Raw genomic sequence first — 18,428 nt, 5'->3', positions numbered from 1 at the left:
GGCTTTCGTTGTTCAGAAAATTATTTCGTCTAATCAAGGGGGGGATGATGCCTGCCTACGCTGTTGCTCTCATTCGAGAAACTCGATTCGATCCTGAGGTTAAACACTATTTAGAGCGTATCGATGCAACGCTCGCTCCTTTTTCAGGTGAATACCTCGTGCATGGGGGGCCGTACACGCCACTTGAGGGCGCGTGGGCTGGCGATATGGTCGTCATTGAGTTTCCTACTATGGAACAAGCTCAAGGGTGGTATGACTCCGATGCTTATAAGACGATTCGCCCATTTCGTACCCGGCATGCCGAGGGCGATGTGCTGTTGGTTCAGGGCGTGCCAGAGGGGCATAAAGGTGCGGATATCCTGGGTTAGCGATACCCGCACCTAACGCGCCGACCTTGATAGTAAGAATGCTGCTTCCTGCTTTTAAGCCGGTTCAGATATTTGTGTGTCTCGCCATGTCATCACCTGCAACTCATCAACGAGCCGTTCGACTTTCCTTCTTGCGTCAGCAACTGACTTCGCCAATACCTCCCCGCCTACTTCCTGCCCTTCAATGGCGATATAGTGAATTTGAGTGATGCCAATAAACGCCAGTGCAGTGGCTAAATTGGGCTCCAGGTGGTTGATGTGCGCCATCTTTCCACCGATATCAAAGCCTATCCCGCCTCTGGCAGTAAGAACAACCGCATGCCTTGGCCGGTCAGAAAGCTTTGGAACGTAAGGATCGGTCGGGTTACTCTCATCGATATCCACCGTTCGACCGGGGCGTACTACTTGGTCGATCCACGCTTTGAGGGCGGCAGGCATGCCGAAGTTGTAGAACGGCGTGCCGATCACTACGACATCCGCGGCGATTAATTCATCAACCAGCTGGTCGCTTTCTGCTAGTGCATCCTTCATCCAGGGTGCCCGCTGTTCTTCAGGCGTGAAAGCCGACGCAATCCAGTCGTGGTTGAGAAAGGATGGCGGGTGTTGGCCTATATCGCGATAGGTGATCATGTCTTGCGGGCGGCGTAATTGCCATTGTTTGGCAAACTGATCGGTAAGGTGACGGCTGTGAGAGCCATGATTGTCTGTTCCTGCAATCCCCGGGCGAGCGCTGGCGTCTATATGTAGGATATGCGGCATGGATAGTCTCCTGTTCTGAGCTGAGCTCATCTATGATTAACGACAGACGTAGCTTAGACTTGGATTATGAGCCGTAACAAACGACCTTTTCTTGCAGGTATAGGTGAGTAAAATTCATTCATGAATTCTCGACGATTACCCTCGCTTTCGGCACTTCGCGCTTTTGAAGCGGCTGCTCGCCATGAAAGTGCCAAACAGGCAGCGCAGGAGCTCTCGGTAACGGCCACGGCCATTAGTCACCAGATTCGTGGGCTTGAAGAGGCTCTGGGCATTGCGCTGTTTGTACGCAGGCCCAGGCAACTGGAATTGACGCCGCAAGGCCGCGAGCTGCAGCAGGTGCTGGAATCTGCATTCGACAATATCAGCAACACCATTGAGCGCCTGAGTACCATGCCCGAGCGCAGGGGCATTACGCTGACGACCACACCAGTGGTGGCAGTACGCTGGCTGCTGCCCTGGGTTTGCATACTGCGCGAATCTCACCCAGACATTGACCTGCGAATCCATGCGTCCCACGAGCCCGTTGCGTTAGATGGGGTAACCGCCGACCTTGCCATTCGGCATGGCGATGGACGCTGGCCAGGGTTAGTAGCCGAGAAGCTGTTTGATACCACGTTGATTCCGGCGTGCAGCCCACAGCTTGTTCAGCATGCAGGGGAGGATCTATCGAAGTATCCGCTGATTCACTTTCGACCTCAGGGCGTATTTATATCGCCCATGGATTGGCCGGGTTACCAGAAAACCGCCCAGATTCCAGGGTTGAATGTCGGTGCCGGGCTGGCTTTTTCTGACGAAAGCCACGCTATTTCAGCGGCTGTGGGAGGGCAGGGTGTCATGCTGATGAGCCGTCAACTGATTGAAGATGAGCTGGCCGACGGGCGCCTGGTACAACCTTTTGGCCCCGAGCTTGAAGATCGCGCCTTCTTTTTGGCCTACCCTGAAAGCCGCCGCAACGATCCAACGATGTTGGCGCTTCGTGAATGGGTGACGGCAGTGCCTGGTAGGCTATCAACGCCTTCGGCTTGATAGTATCATATTTTATACCGTTATCTTGCGTGACCTGATGCTTCGCCGTCTGTGAGTTTCATGGCGGAGTCTGATTTGGCGCAAATAGCGAGGCTGGGGGAAGAGTTAAAAAGAGTGGCGGAAGAGCGTGGGAGTCGAACCCACCAAAGACTGCTGGCAGCCCCTGCCAGATTTGAAGTCTGGCCGCCCCACCGGGGGTCGATCCTCTTCCTTGAGCGGTTGCCTAGTTCCACAGGGCAGTACGGCGAATGCAGCGTTCATCTTGCACCCGGCGTGTAAAACCTATCCTATCAAAGAATTCGAGAATATGAATGGCCAATTTGCGTCCGGTACCGATGCGGTTGCGAAATTCTGCGACGCGAATAGTGCCGTGCTCGTCCATCAGCTCACGCGCGATATTGGCCAGTTCATGTGTCGCTGAGGCGAGGTAGAAGTGGTCCTTGCGTACTTGGTAGAGCCTGCCGAGGCGAGCGCAGGCTGTTAGCACCCGGCGAACACACTGTTCATCAAGCCCACCGCTTGCTGCCAGGTCGCGAACCCGGGGTGGCTGGAAGGGGACTTCCGCGAGAAGAGGTTCGAGCCGTTGCCAGAGCGCCTCGTCGTGTTCATTAAGTGCTGCGCGATGGCCAGGCAGAGAAATGAAGGGCCCATTGCTATCAAGCTGGCCCGCCTCGATCAGTTGTTTCAGCAGGCCGCGGAAGAGGGGAGCCGGTAACCGAGGGGCGGCCTGGCGATTTAGTCGCTCGCGCTCGGTCCCCAGCATGGCGGGTTCGTTCTGGTGATTACTGGCGATTACTTGGATAATCCGCTCTCTAAGCGATTCGATGGCTTGCCTGGAGAAAGCGCTAACTTCGCCTTCGGCAGTGAGGACTTGACCTGCGGATGCCTCGACCAGCGGCGCTAGATCCTGAACGCTGATATTAAGATTACGCGCCATGCCAGTAAGATCCAGGCCTTCGGGATGGAGATCAAGCGCAGCACTCAGCGGTTCATGAAGATCGTAAGGTGGCTTGGTGTTTGCGCATTCCGCCAGTGCCGCCAACCAGGCTAGGCGAGCGGGAGCGCGCTGACCACGGCGGGGTGGTTCGCCGTCCAGTGCGATTCCGCCACCCAGGGTAATATGCCCGCCATGATCACGGATGACGAAACGATCCCCCAGGCAGGCATGTACCGGGCTATCACAGACCAGTTGCCCCAGCATGCTTTTGCCTGGTTCGAGTCGTTGCCCTTCGAGAAGCGAGACCCGCCCCATGAGATGGGCGGCCCCCAGGTGTATATGGACTGGCGTCCAGTGCTTGAGCGGTGGGGTAGAGTCGAGCAACCTTAGCTGGGCGTCGAGGCGTTTGATGGGCGGCGTTTCCAGTGCATCGGCGACCACCCAGTCGCCGCGACGGATGCGATCCCGTTCCACCCCAGTGCCTGAAAGGTTGAGCGCTACCCGGTCACCCTGGTGTGCCTGATCGCTCTCGCGGTGCTGGCGCCGCAGCTGGCGTACTCTGGCCTTATGGCCGTCGGGTACCAGGCGCACCATGTCACCCTTGGCAATGCAGCCACTGAGGGCGGTGCCGGTCACTACCAGACCGGCACCCGGCAGCGCAAAGACGCGGTCCACGCTAAGGCGGAAATGCCCATAAGCAGAGAGCGCATGCTGTTCGGCCGCCTGGGACCATAGTGTGTCACGCAGTGCCGCTACGCCTTCACCGCTATGGCTCGAGACGTCATACAGCGGCGCCTTGGCGAGCTGGGTCCCTGCCAGCAGTTGGGTGATCTCTTGTCTGACTTCCTGTCGCCGTAGTTCGTCGACTCGGTCGATCCTGGTCAGTGCCACCACGCCGTGGTCGACGCCGAGCAGGTCGAGAATTTGGACATGTTCGATTGTCTGGGGCATTACACCATCGTCGGCGGCCACCACCAGCAGGGCCGTGTCGATGCCAGCACTGCCCGCGAGCATGTTATGCAGGAACCGATGATGCCCGGGCACGTCGACAAAGCCGAGCTCGACGCCTGATGCGACTTCGGGATAAGCGAAACCAGCTTCGATGGTCAGCCCACGGGCTTTTTCCTCTTTGAGGCGGTCGGTATCGATACCGGTCAGCTGCTGGATCAGGGCGGTCTTGCCATGGTCGACATGGCCGGCCGTGCCGACAATCATGACGGGTCCTCTTTATTTTGCAGGTCCTGCTGCAGGGCATGGTGGTTCTCGTAGCGCTGCTTCAATATCGAGAGTTGTGACGCGAAGGCGTCGACGTCTTCAGGGCGGTATAGGCAGCGCAGATCGAGATAGAGGACGCCTTCGTTAAGGCGGCCGATGACCGGACGGGGCAGTTGTCGAAACGCTGTCTCGATGCGTTTGAGGCACCGTTCCCTGGCGCGGCGGTCACCGTTTAGTGGGCGCCAGACCAGCGCGTAGCTCGGCAGCCGGTCAACGGGTAGCGAGCCGCTGCCGAGCTGACTCACGCAGGGGGCCAGGGTAACATCGATGTCGTCGAGCAAAGCCTGGGCGGCGGAGAGTAAACGCTCGCCGGTCGCCGCAATCTCGACGTCAGTACGCGTCAACATTGCCAACGTGGGAATGTCTCGCTGGGGCGCGTCACTGTCACGATAAAGACGCAGGGTGGCTTCCAGGGCGGCCAGGGTCAGCTTGTCCAGGCGCAGGGCACGTTTTAATGGATGGCGCTTGATCGTATCGATAAGGTCACGGCGGCCAACAATGATGCCTGCCTGCGGGCCGCCCAGTAGCTTGTCGCCGCTGAAGGTGACAACATCGGCTCCGGCGGCGATTGCCTCGCGAGGTTGCTCTTCATGAGGTAGTCCAAGCGCGGAGAAGTCGGCTAGTGCGCCGCTGCCCAGGTCAACCATGAAGGGGACTCCCTGCGCGTGTGCAATATTCGCCAGTTCGCGCTCGGGCACGCTCTTGGTAAAACCGGTGATGGCGTAGTTGGAGGTGTGTGCCTTGACGATCAACCCGGTGCTCTCGCCCATGGCGGCCTGGAAATCCTTGGCATGGGTGCGGTTGGTAGCGCCTACCTCATGCAGCCGACAGCCTGCCGCGACCATGATGTCGGGCATGCGAAAGGCACCGCCTATCTCAATCAACTCGCCGCGTGAAATGACCGCCTCGCGACCACTGGCCAGAGCGCTCAGAGCCAGTAGTACTGCGCCTGCGTTATTGTTGACCACGGTGGCTGCTTCGGCGCCGGTCAGCTCGCAGAGCAGGGGTTCCACTAGGCGGTCGCGGTCGCCACGGTCGCCGCTCTCCAAGTCGTACTCAAGTGCCATGGGATGGCGGGCGGCTTCGGCCATGGCCTCAATGGCGGGTTCGGCAAGTGGCGAGCGGCCGAGGTTGGTATGAATCACCGTACCGGTCAAATTGAATACGCTGCGGCTGTTAGGCCGTACCAGCTGTTCCAGGCGCTCAAGTACTCGGGCAGTGAGTGTATCGATAGAGAGGGCGGTAAGTTGATGCTCGGCAGCCTCGGAACTACCCGCAAGGCGCGAGCGCTCGCTCTCAAGGGTCAGGCGAACGGCCTGCCTGACCAGGCGCCCACCATGGCGCTGCTGGGCTTGCTGCAGAGTGGGGTGGGTCAGCAGAGTGTCTACTGCGGGCAGGCTGCGTCGAACGTCCATTGTTGTTTTCAATCCATGCCGGGATTCAAATCCCAAGGTAAGCATGGCTGAGCGCGGGTCGTCCATGGTCGCTCGGGGATGCCCTTATTCGCCAACGATGAGCAGCGGGTTGAAGCCGCTACGAAAATACTGCTTTTCCTCAGCAAGCAGAAGATCCAGCGCCAGGCTCGCAAGGTCATCAGCGAGGGGTTCAGCATGTGCATCGAGCTCACGTGGCATGATTTTGAGATAGGAGTGACAGTCGCCACAGGTCTCGGCCTGAGTAGGAAGCAGGCGCTCGCCGCTCTCGTCCTCAAGGCTCAGGTAGTCAAGCTTGCCGCTCTGATCGCAGACACTGCACTTGGAGCGTTCCAGATACCACTGTGTCGCGCATAGCCCACACTGCAGGTAACGCACCCCGCTGCGTTTAGAATCGATCTGGATGATGCTTGCCACCGGCAGTGAGCCGCAACAGGGGCAGATCGAACGGGCCTCGGCGGAGGGGCGCTTTGGCGGTTGGGGCAGGGTGCGTGCCAAGCGCAGCCAGGCCACTTGCAACGCTGCCGCTACCAAGGGCATCAGCCCACGGCTTGCTTCGGGGCCGGGACGCGCTTCCAGCACTTCCTGGGCGAGGCGGTCGATTTCCTCCTTGGGCAGCTTACGCAGGGTGTCGAGCAACGGCCGCTGCGCCTCACCGACATGCAAATCCAGGCCATTGAGAAGTGCTGCGAGTTCACTATGAAAATCGATGTCGCGGCAAAGCGCTTGGGTACCCAGCGGCGGCATGCCGTGCTCCAAGGCCAGCGCAAAGGCGTCCGGCTCGGGCAGCCACGCTGGGGTATTGTGCTCAAGTGCCCGCTGCTGTGCTTGGGAGAGCTGTGCCATAAAGGCCAGGAAATCACGCAGCGGTTCGATACGCTCGGAGAGGTCATGCAGGCGCTGTGCGCGCTGGGCAAAGTGCTCCTGCTCGGGCAGCACCACGGAGGGGGGATCAATAACGCCCATCGGGGCATTGCCATATGCGTGATTCACTTGGGCTCCTCTCTTGTCATGGTCGTGTGCGGCTGCTTGGTCATCTCGCGCTCCTTGCGCTCTTTGTCCATTTCCTCCTCGTACCATAAATCATGATGATGTTTCGCCCAAGGCTTGCTGACCCGGCCACGAATCATGGCGGTGAACGACCCCTTCACCCAGATACCCGAGTAAATGTGGATGATCAAGGTAATGATCGCGAGGAAAGCCACATAAGCATGCCCAACGGCGGCCAACCGACGTAGTGTGATGGGGACGGCATCGGCAAAGTAGGGTTGCCAGATGAGTAGACCGGTTACCAGCAACAATGGCACGCAGAGCACCATGATCCAGTAAACGAGCTTCTGCCCGGCATTGTTCTTACCTACCGGCGGCAGACGCTCGTCATGATTACTCAGCACGTCCTTGATCTGCTTGAGCCACTGAATGTCATGGCGCTTGATCAGGCTCACCTTGAAGAAGCGGATTGCCATGATCACGAAAAATAGCGTCATACACAGCCCGATATACGGGTGCAGGATGCGCGTCATGGTTGGGCCACCGAACAGGCCGGTCAACGACCAAAAGAAGGGGTGAAAAAAGGGCAGCCCACTGAGCACCAGCATCACGAAGCTGATCGCGACGAGCCAGTGATTGATGCGTGAAAACGCATCATATCGCAGGATGCCTGGATCGGATTTGGCATGCGGTTTCGGCTCATTCATGGCTGTTTCTCCTCAGGCTCCTCGTCCTCCACTCCTTCTTCCACCTCTTCCGGTGTTTCCTTGGGGCCTGCGGTGAGGTAGTGGAAGAACCCGGCAAATGCGGCAAGCCCGATAGCCGCTGAGGCCAGCGGCTTGGGTATACCTTTCCAACCCTCGACCAGAGGACTGATGCGCGGGTCCTTGGGCAAGCCGCTGTAGATCTCCGGTTTGTCGGCATGCTGCAGCACGTAGATCACATGGGTGCCGCCCACTCCTTGAGGGTCATAGATACCGGCATTTTCAAAGCCACGCCCTTTGAGAAAATCGGTGCGCGTTTCAGCGAGATCGAGCATGTCCTCCTTGGTGCCGAACATGATCGAACCGGTAGGGCACGATTTTACACAGGCTGGTTCCAGACCATGAGAGACACGATCAGAACACAGAGTGCATTTATAGGCCTTGGAATCCTTTTTCGAAATCCGTGGAACATCAAAAGGGCATCCAGTGACACAGTAGCCGCAACCGATGCAGTGCTCGGAGTTGAAGTCAACGATGCCGTTGGCGTACTGGACGATAGCACCAGGTGCCGGGCACGCCTCAAGGCAGCCCGGTTCGGCGCAGTGCATGCAGTTGTCCTTTCGGATCAGCCACTCCAGGTTGCCTTGCTCGTTCTCGTGCTCGTTGAAACGCATTACCTGCCAGGAGTCGGGCGTAAGGTCAGTCGGGTTGTCGTATTCACCCACGCATTCACCCACCTCGTCACGCAAGTCGTTCCACTCAGAGCATGCCACCTGGCATGCCTTGCAACCGATGCAGCGGGATACATCAATCAGCTTGGTGACAGTTTCAACGCTGCCGCTTCGCCTTTGAGGCGAAGGTACTGAGGTCGCTGAGCGGGCGATGATATTCTGCGAGTTGATTTGTTCCCCACGCATGCTCTCCTCCTTGCGTTATAGCTTTTCGACCCGTACCAGGAACGACTTGAACTCCGGCGTCTGGGTATTGGCGTCACCTACAGAGGGCGTCAGCGTATTGGTCAGGTGAGCCTGCTTGGTTTCGCCCAGATAACCCCAGTGAATCGGGATGCCTATCTGGTGCACCGTATGTCCCGCTACCTGCAATGGACGAATGCGTTTGGTCACCACCGCCACCGCTTCGATATGGCCGCGCTTGGAGCTGACGCGGACTCGGTCACCTTTAACAATGCCCAGTTCGTTGGCCAGAGTTTCGCCAATCTCCACGAATTTTTCCGGCTGGGCGATGGCGTTCAAGCGGTTGTGCATCGTCCAGTAGTGGAAGTGTTCAGTGAGGCGATAGGTAGTCGCCGCATGCGGAAACTCCTCGAAGGTGCCGAAATTGGCTCGATCCTGCTCGAACACCCGCGCCCCTGGATTGTTCTTGGCCAGCGGATTGTTGGGGTGCATCGGATTATTGGCGATGGGTGTTTCAAACGGTTCGTAGTGTTCCGGGAAAGGCCCTTCGACCATACGGTCACGGGCAAAGAACTGCCCTCGCCCCGTCTGGTTCATGATGAAGGGGCCCTGAGCTTCTGTCGGTGCGGATTCCACCGGGAAGTCGGGAACGTCATTACCCACCCAGCGATTGCCGTTCCACCAGACAACCGCCTTGCGCTCAGCCCACGGCGCGCCGTCGGGACGTGCGCTTGCCCGGTTGTAGAGTATTCGCCGGTTGGCCGGCCACGACCAGGCCCAGCCCAGCGTCTGGCCGACGCCGTAGGGGTCGGAGTTGTCGCGGCGGGTCATTTGGTTACCTTCATCGGTCCAGCAGCCGGCAAATATCCAGCAACCGCTCGCCGTGCTGCCATCGGCACGCAGCATGCCGAAGTCCTCGATCTGCTCGCCCGCCCGGCAGACAATATTGCGCTGTTCATCAACCATGTCTTCGAGTGCCCAACCGTTGTACTCCCGGGCTATTTCGTTAGCGCTTGGTTCTGCCGGGTAGCGATAGGGCCAGCTTAGATTGAGCAGCGCATCTGAAAAGACGCCGCCTTCGTCACGATACATCTGCTGCATCCGCAAGAAGATGCCCGCCAGAATGGCGGTATCGGGAATCGCTTCGCCCGGGGGCGGTGCCGCTGCCCAGAACCATTGCAGCCAGCGTGAGCTGTTGACGATGGAACCGTCTTCCTCGGCAAATGCGGTGGTCGGCAAGCGGAACACTTCAGTATCGATCTCGGCGGTGTTCACGTCGTTGAATTCGCCATGGTTCTTCCAGAACTCGGCGGTTTCGGTTCTCAGCGGATCGATGACCACCAAGTACTTCAAGCGGGAAAGCGCCGCACTAGTCTTGGCTTTATGTGGAAAGGCGGCTAGCGGATTGAACCCTTGGCAAATATAGCCGTTGATTTCACCATGGCTCATTCGCTCGAAAGTATGCAGCACGTCATACAGGGTCTCGCTGAGCTTGGGCAGCCAGTCATAGCACCAGTTGTTTGTTTCGGTGGCCGCATCGCCGAACCAGGCCTTCATCAGGCTGACATGAAAACGCTCGTAATAGCGCCAGTAGGACACTTCACCAGGCAGGAGGTCCGGGCGGGAGCGATCAAGGATATAGGCGTCGTAATCCTGCTCGTCGGCCTCGGGCAGCGACATGTATCCAGGTAGTAAGTCCGAGAGCAGCCCGAGGTCGGTCAGCCCCTGGATGTTGGAGTGCCCACGCAGAGCGTTGACGCCACCCCCGCGCATGCCCATGTTGCCAAGCAACAACTGAAGCATCGCCGCAGTGCGAATGATCTGCGAACCGATCGAGTGCTGCGTCCACCCCAGTGCGTAGAGGATCGTCATGGTCTTGTCGTCCACGACGGTCGCGGCGACCATGTCCCAGACGTGCAGAAGCTTGTCACGAGGCGTACCGCACACTGAAGAGACCACATCAGGGGTATAGCGACTGAAATGCGCACGCATCAATTGGAATACGCAGCGGGGGTGTTGGAGCGTATCGTCACGCAGGGCATAGCCTTCGTCGTCGTACTCGTACCGCCAAGTCTCTTTGTCGTAGTCGCCATTCTCGGCGTCGTAGCCGGTGAACAGGCCATCCTCGAAGCCGAAATCCTCGCGCACGATGAGGCTCGCGTCGGTGTAGGCGCGCACATACTCATGATGGATCTGATCGGTTTCGATCAAGTAGCTGATCAGACCGCCCAGAAAAGCGATATCGGTGCCGGTACGAATTTCCGCGTAGTAGTCCGCCACCGCTGCCGTGCGGTTAAAGCGGGGATCGACCACCACTAAACGGGCATCGTTGTGCTCCTTGGCTTCCATCACCCAGCGAAAACCAACGGGGTGCGCCTCGGCGGCATTGCCACCCATGACGAGAATAAGATCAGCGTTGCGGATGTCGACCCAGTGGTTGGTCATGGCACCGCGACCGAATGTTGGGGCAAGACCTGCCACCGTCGGTCCGTGTCAGACGCGCGCCTGGTTGTCGAGTACCACCATGCCAAGGCTGCGGACTATCTTCTGTGTCAGGTACGCCGTCTCGTTGGTCGAGGCGGACGCCGCCAGCATCCCGGTCGTGGTCCAGTGGTTGACGGTATTGCCTGCATCGTCCTGGGTGACAAAGTTGGCGTCGCGATCATCCTTCATGTGCCGGGCGATACGTGTCAGCGCGTCGTCCCAACTGATGCGTTTCCACTCATCAGTGCCGGGTTCGCGTACCTGAGGATACTTGAGGCGCGATTCACTCTGGATGTAGTCGAGCAGCCCCGCACCCTTGGGACACAGCGAGCCGCGACTGACCGGATGATCCGGGTCGCCCTCGACATGGTAGATGCTATCAATGCTGTTGATCGCCCCATCGCCGCGGCTATAGAGCAGCACGCCGCAGCCCACCGAGCAGTAGGTGCAGTTGCTGCGGGTTATCTTGGCGCCGGTAAGCTTGAACTGGCGAACTGAGGCGAGCGCGGGCTCAGGTGCAAAGCCCATCATGGCCATACTGGAGGTGGCCATGCTGACTGCCCCGAGTTTAAAAAACTGTCTTCGCGTAACCTTCAGAGTCATCCCGGCCTCCTATCGATTTGTTCTGAATGTCGTCACTTCCTGAGATGGCATATCCGTTAAGCATAGTGCGTCTGTTCTTGTTTGTCGGTGCGTCGCGGTGTCGTTTGTCCAATGAGAAGGTTGCCACTAGGGCTTGCTATTAACGGCTTATTCGGGCGAATCGGACGTGCTGCCCTGAGATTCACCGTCTTCCCGGCGCCCACTGTCGTCGGCACCCAGCGGTTCATCCGGCAAAAGTGCTTCCTCGCGCTCAGGTGTCTCGGTTTCGTAGGTGGACCCAGCATCGGGCTGAGAGTCCGACGTCTGGAACATGGCATCGCCCCGGGATTGACCACCACCGGTGGTCTCATCCTCCTGATCCATATTCGCCCCGGTAATGCCGCTGGTGGTACCCGCCGTGCCGGTATCTATATTCGGCTTCTCGGGCATGGCGTTGGGAAGTACGCCGCTTTCATTCTGAGGCGCTGCTGGTTCGGAGGCCTGAAGCGTGATGGTGGCGCCAGTGCTTAGCAAGGCAACAAGGAGGGGGAGCGTGCGTCGTATCATGCTGGAACTCCTCGAATGAGCTAAGTCGAATGGGTCAAGGCCTCTGCCGCTGAGCGATCCACACTGGCTACTATTTAAGGGCAGCGATGCCGTATCTACCTTCTGTATAGACAGTCGCGCCGCTTGGCGCAAGAATATGGGTTAAGAGGTGTTCATCCCGTCATGGTTATTCTACTTCTTACTCCCAGTGGTACTTTTTCTCTTTGTATAGCTGTTTTTTGGCTTGCTCGTACGCTTGGCTGGGCTGCGGACTCCATGGACCGGGTGGGTGCCAGATTTTGTGCACGGGATTAGCGGGTGTTTTCTCTATGACGGGGCCAAGAAATTCCAACACCGCTACGACAACCTCCGAAAACGCCTCCGGCACATGGTCTTGGCCAAGGCGCTTATGGAACGCCTGCCATTGTGGCTGCTTGCTGTCCACGAAAGCGGTAGAAAAAGGGTTAGTTTCAGGGAGGGCCGTATGTCGGTTAGCAAAGGTTCTTGTTATAGCGCCATCCAGGTTCGAAAGCGTGAAAGAGTGCTGCCGCGAAAGTATCCAAATATCATAAAAGTCTTTCATGCGGCTGTTCAATTCACCCAGATGGACCATCGCCTGAAACTTCTCAGCAATGGATGATTCCGGTGTATAACAAAGAATTCTGTCGGTAGGGAAGCCTAGTAGGCCGGGAAATGTCTGCCAGGAAGGCAGCGGAAAAATAATGTCGCCAAAACCAATATCCAATTGCATGGGGATTTTGGCATTATCGAGAAATCCGGTAAACGTCACCCTAATCCCTTGATAGTCGGCGTCTTCGGTAATGGTTTCGGCTTTTAGCGTATTTAAGTCAAACGATAATCCATCATCCATTACGCCCGTAGCCAACACATCGCTCACTTGGGCCAGAATGGCATCTGGGCGATTGCTTGTTTGACCCAGCATATCGATATCACGCGTCGGCCGAATGTCCGGCCCCTGCATAACCCAAAGCAGTAGGGCACCCTTTAGCGTAAAACTGCGGTTATGAGTCGATTGGCTAAGCCGGTAAAGAAACCGCTCCATAGCGAAGTACTGCAGTAACTCTTGGAAGGGGCGTTTTTCTTCTCGGGATTTATTCAGCAACTTCTGGCGCACAGACGCGGCGATGTTTTTGGCCACCGTAGTCTCCTGTCATCTTGTTGGTTCGTTGACTGAGTGATTCCGCTCAAAGCTTGGCCTCTACATAGGGCGCCATCACCTTCGAAACGCGGCAGATGCTGGCGTATTCCATCAGTTTCCCAGGCCGGAATGTTTTACGGTTGCGGTAGAGCTCAAGCGCCTCCAGCACCACATCCATGCCGATACGGTTACGGAACTTAAAGCAGTCCGCCAGGGTTTTCTCCGGGTTGTAGACCTGTAGCGTGATGTCATCTACTTCTACCTGCTCGATGCCTGTGCTGAAGGCCTGCCCTGAGAACCGATAACCGGCCACCGGCGGATAATCCAGAACCGGCAGACGGGCATCCCGTTCCACCGCTAGATGCACTTGGTGAGGAATCTGGGTGGTAATGCCGTGCCAGTCTAGCGCCGAAATCAAGCAGAGCACGGCATGGGGAAAACGGGTGGCGGTGGCCACCAAATCTGGATTATCAATCGGGGGAAGGTCCGCCAGTCGATAGAGGCCACGGCTGACCGGCTCAATCAGCCCTTCATCACGAAGGCGATAGAACTGGTACCGGCTGATACCCAGTGTCAGGGCCTCACTCAGGCGAAGCTTACCGCCTTGCTGGCGGAACAGGGTTTGAAGTTGAGTCCGAAAAGATCGGGCGGAGCAGGATTCAGACAAAGTGTCACCACTTGTTTATATGTGGTGATACTTTGTCTGATCGCGCTTGAAGATTCAAGCGGCAGTTTCGTCGGGGGTGTTGGACTGGTCGAGCGCAAGCAGTTTCTTACAATGCGTAGCATCCATGGCGTACGTGAACTTTCTGTTCAGGCGATAATGAAATCGGGGCCTAGCTCTAATAAAAAAAAGGGCATGACAGGCTTTAGTGTAACAAGGTGTCTTATAGGTGTTGGGGGCCGTGCTTCATTAACTTGCTGGCGTCGCCAAAGTTGAAACCCCAGTCAGCGTTGCTTGGCAGGTTTGCGTTTCACATAGCTGGCGCGTTTGGTTTTAGTGCTTTTCCTTGGCTTTGCCGGGCTACCCGCTGCACCTTGGGCTGTTTGCAAACTCTGCCTGAGTTTGTTCGCGTCACTTTGTTCGAGCAAGGCGCGAAGGTCTTCCAGCAGGGCCTGCTGAAAAGCGCCCGCATCATCCTGTTGTTCGGAGATAGCCCGCAGGCGCTGTTCCCAAAGGGCGGTGCGTTCCGGCGTGCTGACGGCGCTGGGCAGAGCGGCGATTAACGCGCTCCCCAGCTTGGTGGCACGTAGGGCTTTTTGTTGGCGCACCAGGTAGCCGCGTTGCACCAGTGTTTCGATGATACCGGCGCGGGTGGCTTCGGTACCCAGGCCATCGGTGTCCCGTAAGGTCTTGCGAACGTTCGGGTCATCCACGTAGCGGCCGATGTTCATCATCGCCTTGATTAGGCTGGCATCGGTAAACGGCTCGGGTGGGCGGGTTTCTTTTTCCTCTACGCCTGCACCCAGCGCTTTGCAGTGTTCATTTTGGGTAAGCGGTGGCAGCGGCGGCGCTTCTTCTTTTGTAGTGAAAAGCGGTTTCCAGCCAGGGTCGAGAATGCTTTGGCCGCGGGCACGGAACGCCTCGTTTAACAGGGTGAACTCGGCTTTCACTTCAAAGGTGCGCAAAGGGCGATAGAACTGGGCCATGACGTTGCGCACCACCAACCGAAACACGTGGCCTTCGGTGGCCGAGAGCTGACTGGAATCAGCAGGCTTGCCGGTAGGCGCCAAGGCATGGTGGGCACCCACCTGCTTGTCGTTCCACGCCTTTGAGCGCAGCGAGAAATCGGCACCATTCAGCCACCGGCTGAGCGTGTCATCATTTTGGCAGGCGCCGGTTAAGCTGCGCTGGGCAAGGGCCAAGTGCTCTTCGGGAAGATAGCGACAGTCGGAACGCGGGTAGGTGATCAGCTTGTGCTGCTCGTAAAGGCGCTGGCAAATATCCAGCACCATTTGTGCGGAAAGCCCAAAGCGTCGGGCGGCATCTACCTGAAGTGCGGAAAGCGAGTAGGGCAGCGGCGGCGCCTGACGTTTTTCCTGCTGGTCGAGCTTGGTGAGCTGGCCGGTTGCACCCGGCAATTGGGCGGCCAGTGCATCAGCGGGTGTGCGATCAATCAAGCGGCCTTGATCATCCAGCGGCTGGTGTTCCTTGGGTGCCCACCAAGCGCGTAGTTGGCCTTTTTCAACCTGTAAGTCCACCCAGAGCGGGTAGAACGGATGCGGCCTGAAATCTCGAATGGCGTTATCGCGGCGCACAATCAGCCCGAGTACCGGTGTTTGCACACGGCCCACGGAAAGTACACCATCGTGGCCCGCCTGGCGGCCGGTGAGCGTCCAGGCACGGGTCAAGTTGATGCCATACAGCCAGTCAGCGCGTGAACGCGCTTGCGCTGCCTGAAAGAGCGGCTGGAACTCCTGATTGGAGCGCAGTTTGGCGAGGGCGCGACTGACCGCTGGGCGGTTCAAGTCGCTGATTAACAGGCGTTGGACCGGGCCACGGTACTTCAGGTGCTCGATCACTTCCTGCACCAGTAGCTGGCCTTCACGGTCACTATTACAAGTACTAATTTGTGAAAAGTGTAATTATTTGATTTTTTTAGTATTTTTACCATTTCATAATTCCCTAGCTTTTCACAAAAAATTCATTGCTCGGTACATGTGAAAATTCGACTCTCTGCTCAAAAAATGAAACATTATAACTTCAATTATTACTTAGTTTAGTATTTAGTCTCATTATAAATTAAACTTAAAATAGGCATAGGAAAGCTATGCAGTGCGTTTAATTTTTATGCTTTGTTATACGGTGAACATATATAGTTAATATTATGCTTGCGATAACGGGCAATGTCATTAAGAAGTATTGATACTGCATGTGCTTTCTCCCTTGTAAAGCAAAGCCGCATATGAGCTAATATTATAGTCATAATCAGAAAATATTGCCATACTTTGCCACCGTTGGGTTCAGGAATATTAAAGCATTTAAAAAGTCATCGGTAATAGTAAGTAATTAAAAATTTTAAAGCATCCTAATTGGCGCAACTATAAATAGTTTGTATATTTGTTTTCTATAGATTTTGAATGCTTATGTATAGATTGTATAACTGCAGTGCAGACATGTCTAATATGGGCTCGTACATGAATGAGTTCAGGTGTATGTTCTCTGGAGTCATCAGATTAACCTGGTCCAGTAAGCGTATTATATCGGTCTGGTCATGAAATATTTCAACATACTTATCAAACAGCGCTCTGGTTTGATTGGAGCCGATACCGTCCAAAAATGTTTGATCATTAATTTGTGCAATCATGAATTGCTCCGCTTTCAATCGGATAGCCATTGCAACAATAACTTTGGATTCAAGCTCTGGTGACTCGTGCGCAGCGTTTGATAATTCGTCTGCATTCTGAAATATCTTGTCAATCACACGTGATGCACCATCAGGCAGGATCAAGGCAGACTTATCTACAAGTACAGCGCGATATATATCTTGTAATTCCTGTACCGTGATGTTTTGACTATTTTCCTTTAGATGAAGCAATGATGTTAGTGTTAAGTAATGGGCGTCGTGCCCACAGTACTCAGTGAGATTTCTAACAAATGGAATACTGGCTAGCATGTAATGCTCATTTTGATGCATATCTCGCTTCCAAGCGACGAATACATCATTCTGGTACTTTTCAGGATTAAGCTTTATTTCCGTAGATGTCTTAGTCGCCAGCATTCGCCTCTGACGTGCAACGCGGTTTCTGCTTCCAATTATTCGTCCACCTACAATTCTATGGAAATCGAAGTTATGGGTAAGGATAAAAAGATAGAAGTGTGATACTTGCGCAATATCACGAAGATACTCAACGATTGCGTACTTGTTCTTATAGTCGAAGGAGTCGGCAATATCGTCTATCACAATCAATATCGGTGCGCCTGCATTCTTTTTGGCTTCAATTTCAAAAAGAACATTCAGTATGTAAAGCGCACGCTTCTCGCCTTGGCTTAGCGTTTCGAGCAAAGTTTCATGTTTAACCTTCTGCTGACCACCGCGTCCATCATCAAAGTCAAACTCGATATACGGGGCAGCATTATTAAGAATGACATCTTCCTGATTGTCTACCCTAAGCTTGAACGGAACAGAAAATCGCTTGTTGAATACATCGACCACGCCCTTCCAAATCGTTTCCTGCTGCTTTGCTTGATCAATGATGCATTTAACTTTTTGCTGATTCGATTTGTAGGTTGAAACAAGGTCATCCCAAGCTGATTGGTGTGATTGAAGATAGCCTGTAATCAGCTTTTTCTTGAAGCTCTTTACATCCTTATACTCTGGCAATAACTCTTGATGATCTGAAATAAAATCCCGAAAGGCCTGAGTCTCTTTTGTAGTTAGCTTTTTATCGACCTTGCTAAATTTTTCTTTCAGTTCTGGGTTCTTAAATACCTTATTCTGCTCTTCCTGTAAAATTTCATTCAAACGGTCTTTTGACGTTATTTCTTTCTTTTGGCCATTAATTGAAAGATTGACGCTGTGAGATGCATCAAAGAAGCCTGTATCGGAGAGGTTTTTTGAAACAGTCCCCGCTTTTTGGTGGTTGAAATTCCTCGACAGAATCGCTGATTCGCTAATGAGCTTTTCATAGGTTTCCACATAATCAGTCAGTTCCTGATCAAAGCTGTCTGTGGAGGCGAGATCCAGAACCTTTGGATTAAAAAGATCTCCATATTTAAAATCGGCAAGACTGGAATAATCATATGTACTCTGAAGCTTCAAGTCTGCCAATAAGTCAAGAAACTCTTTTTCTGGCCGATCAAATGCTTCACAGATCAGCTCCGGAATCGCTTTGTTCCGCTTTCCTGAGAAATTTGATAACTCCTTTATTAGCAGGGTTCTTTTATCATCTACTTCTTTTAAGGCTTCGTCATAGTCACGCTTTAGGGCCTCATTTACCAATAGCGTGGAAACCTGCTTGGAGCTATAACTTTCGTCGTATGAATTAATGACCATTAGATGGCCAGCATCAACAGGTTGGCCATCTAAAGTAACAAGACGTTTCGTTGCCCGCTCAGGAAAGATAATGTCCTTTGACTGCCTATCTTCTTCAATGTCCTTTAGTGCCTTGGCCAGGGAGGTTTTCAATGTTCCATTGGGCGCATACAAAGAGCACACGCCGTCAATGCCATCAATTCTGGCAAAGTCTAACTCCTCCACCAGTTTGTTGATGCCATAACAGTTCTCCAGATCCAGTCCAAGTTTCATTC

General features: G+C 55.1%; 13 protein-coding genes, 1 tRNA gene and 1 pseudogene. 2 read left to right on the top strand and 13 right to left on the bottom strand.

The annotated features are described in order from the left end of the window. On the top strand, positions 1–368 hold a 368-nt coding region (locus ACT3T7_RS08230), incomplete at its 5' end, for a DUF1330 domain-containing protein (protein WP_444630642.1). 54 nt (positions 369–422) lie between these two features. Here ACT3T7_RS08230 and ACT3T7_RS08225 read toward each other — a convergent pair. Then, a complete protein-coding gene (locus ACT3T7_RS08225) occupies positions 423–1,127 on the bottom strand; it encodes an FMN-dependent NADH-azoreductase (protein ID WP_444630641.1) in 705 nt (234 codons plus the stop codon). A 120-nt stretch (positions 1,128–1,247) separates the two neighbouring features. On the opposite strand from ACT3T7_RS08225, the gene ACT3T7_RS08220 reads away from it, so the two are divergent. Then, positions 1,248–2,153, top strand: a complete 906-nt coding sequence (locus tag ACT3T7_RS08220) for a LysR substrate-binding domain-containing protein (protein ID WP_444630640.1) — start codon at positions 1,248–1,250, stop codon at positions 2,151–2,153. 115 nt (positions 2,154–2,268) lie between these two features. Here the strand turns inward: ACT3T7_RS08220 and ACT3T7_RS08215 are convergent. The 12 genes and pseudogenes from ACT3T7_RS08215 to ACT3T7_RS08160 form a co-directional block, all read right to left on the bottom strand. Further along, positions 2,269–2,364: transfer RNA gene (locus ACT3T7_RS08215), tRNA-Sec, on the bottom strand. Positions 2,365–2,376: 12 nt separating this feature from the next. Further along, a complete protein-coding gene (selB, locus tag ACT3T7_RS08210) occupies positions 2,377–4,305 on the bottom strand; it encodes a selenocysteine-specific translation elongation factor (protein WP_444630639.1) in 1,929 nt (642 codons plus the stop codon). After that, on the bottom strand, positions 4,302–5,846 hold the full coding sequence (gene selA, locus ACT3T7_RS08205; protein WP_444630638.1) for an L-seryl-tRNA(Sec) selenium transferase: 1,545 nt from the start codon (positions 5,844–5,846) through the stop codon (positions 4,302–4,304). The genes selB and selA overlap by 4 nt, the downstream gene beginning before the upstream one ends. A gap of 18 nt (positions 5,847–5,864) precedes the next feature. Next, on the bottom strand, positions 5,865–6,791 hold the full coding sequence (fdhE, locus tag ACT3T7_RS08200) for a formate dehydrogenase accessory protein FdhE (protein ID WP_444630637.1): 927 nt from the start codon (positions 6,789–6,791) through the stop codon (positions 5,865–5,867). Then, entirely contained in the window at positions 6,788–7,495 is a 708-nt protein-coding gene (locus ACT3T7_RS08195) for a formate dehydrogenase subunit gamma (RefSeq protein WP_444630636.1), read from the bottom strand. The genes fdhE and ACT3T7_RS08195 overlap by 4 nt, the downstream gene beginning before the upstream one ends. After that, positions 7,492–8,409, bottom strand: coding sequence for a formate dehydrogenase subunit beta (gene fdxH / locus ACT3T7_RS08190; RefSeq protein WP_172116476.1), 918 nt, complete (start codon positions 8,407–8,409; stop codon positions 7,492–7,494). The genes ACT3T7_RS08195 and fdxH overlap by 4 nt, the downstream gene beginning before the upstream one ends. Positions 8,410–8,424: 15 nt before the next feature. Beyond that, positions 8,425–11,487, bottom strand: coding sequence for a formate dehydrogenase-N subunit alpha (gene fdnG, locus ACT3T7_RS08185; protein WP_444630643.1), 3,063 nt, complete (start codon positions 11,485–11,487; stop codon positions 8,425–8,427). A gap of 153 nt (positions 11,488–11,640) precedes the next feature. Further along, a complete protein-coding gene (locus ACT3T7_RS08180) occupies positions 11,641–12,039 on the bottom strand; it encodes a hypothetical protein (RefSeq protein ID WP_172116477.1) in 399 nt (132 codons plus the stop codon). A 178-nt stretch (positions 12,040–12,217) separates the two neighbouring features. Beyond that, on the bottom strand, positions 12,218–13,177 hold the full coding sequence (locus tag ACT3T7_RS08175) for a nucleotidyl transferase AbiEii/AbiGii toxin family protein (protein WP_444630635.1): 960 nt from the start codon (positions 13,175–13,177) through the stop codon (positions 12,218–12,220). Positions 13,178–13,223: 46 nt separating this feature from the next. Next, positions 13,224–13,844 (bottom strand): type IV toxin-antitoxin system AbiEi family antitoxin domain-containing protein, encoded by a 621-nt coding sequence (locus tag ACT3T7_RS08170; RefSeq protein ID WP_444630634.1) that lies wholly within the window; start codon positions 13,842–13,844, stop codon positions 13,224–13,226. A gap of 281 nt (positions 13,845–14,125) precedes the next feature. After that, positions 14,126–15,733, bottom strand: a pseudogene (locus ACT3T7_RS08165) (DNA topoisomerase 3); the annotation flags it as partial. A gap of 512 nt (positions 15,734–16,245) precedes the next feature. After that, positions 16,246–18,426, bottom strand: a complete 2,181-nt coding sequence (locus ACT3T7_RS08160) for a hypothetical protein (protein ID WP_444630633.1) — start codon at positions 18,424–18,426, stop codon at positions 16,246–16,248. Between the last annotated feature and the right edge of the window lie 2 nt (positions 18,427–18,428).

This window comes from Halomonas sp. 111, from assembly GCF_052379685.1.
GTDB classification, from domain to species: Bacteria; Pseudomonadota; Gammaproteobacteria; order Pseudomonadales; family Halomonadaceae; genus Vreelandella; species Vreelandella citrativorans.
Note: the sequence above shows the minus strand (reverse complement) of the source record. Positions and strands in the feature narration are given on the sequence as shown.

Coding starts and splice junctions, on each gene's coding strand:
- ACT3T7_RS08225 (WP_444630641.1), bottom strand. CDS start 1,127: ATGCCGCATATCCTACATATAGACGCCAGCGCTCGCCCGGGGATTGCA.
- ACT3T7_RS08220 (WP_444630640.1), top strand. CDS start 1,248: ATGAATTCTCGACGATTACCCTCGCTTTCGGCACTTCGCGCTTTTGAA.
- selB (WP_444630639.1), bottom strand. CDS start 4,305: ATGATTGTCGGCACGGCCGGCCATGTCGACCATGGCAAGACCGCCCTG.
- selA (WP_444630638.1), bottom strand. CDS start 5,846: ATGGACGACCCGCGCTCAGCCATGCTTACCTTGGGATTTGAATCCCGG.
- ACT3T7_RS08195 (WP_444630636.1), bottom strand. CDS start 7,495: ATGAATGAGCCGAAACCGCATGCCAAATCCGATCCAGGCATCCTGCGA.
- fdxH (WP_172116476.1), bottom strand. CDS start 8,409: ATGCGTGGGGAACAAATCAACTCGCAGAATATCATCGCCCGCTCAGCG.
- ACT3T7_RS08180 (WP_172116477.1), bottom strand. CDS start 12,039: ATGATACGACGCACGCTCCCCCTCCTTGTTGCCTTGCTAAGCACTGGC.
- ACT3T7_RS08160 (WP_444630633.1), bottom strand. CDS start 18,426: ATGAAACTTGGACTGGATCTGGAGAACTGTTATGGCATCAACAAACTG.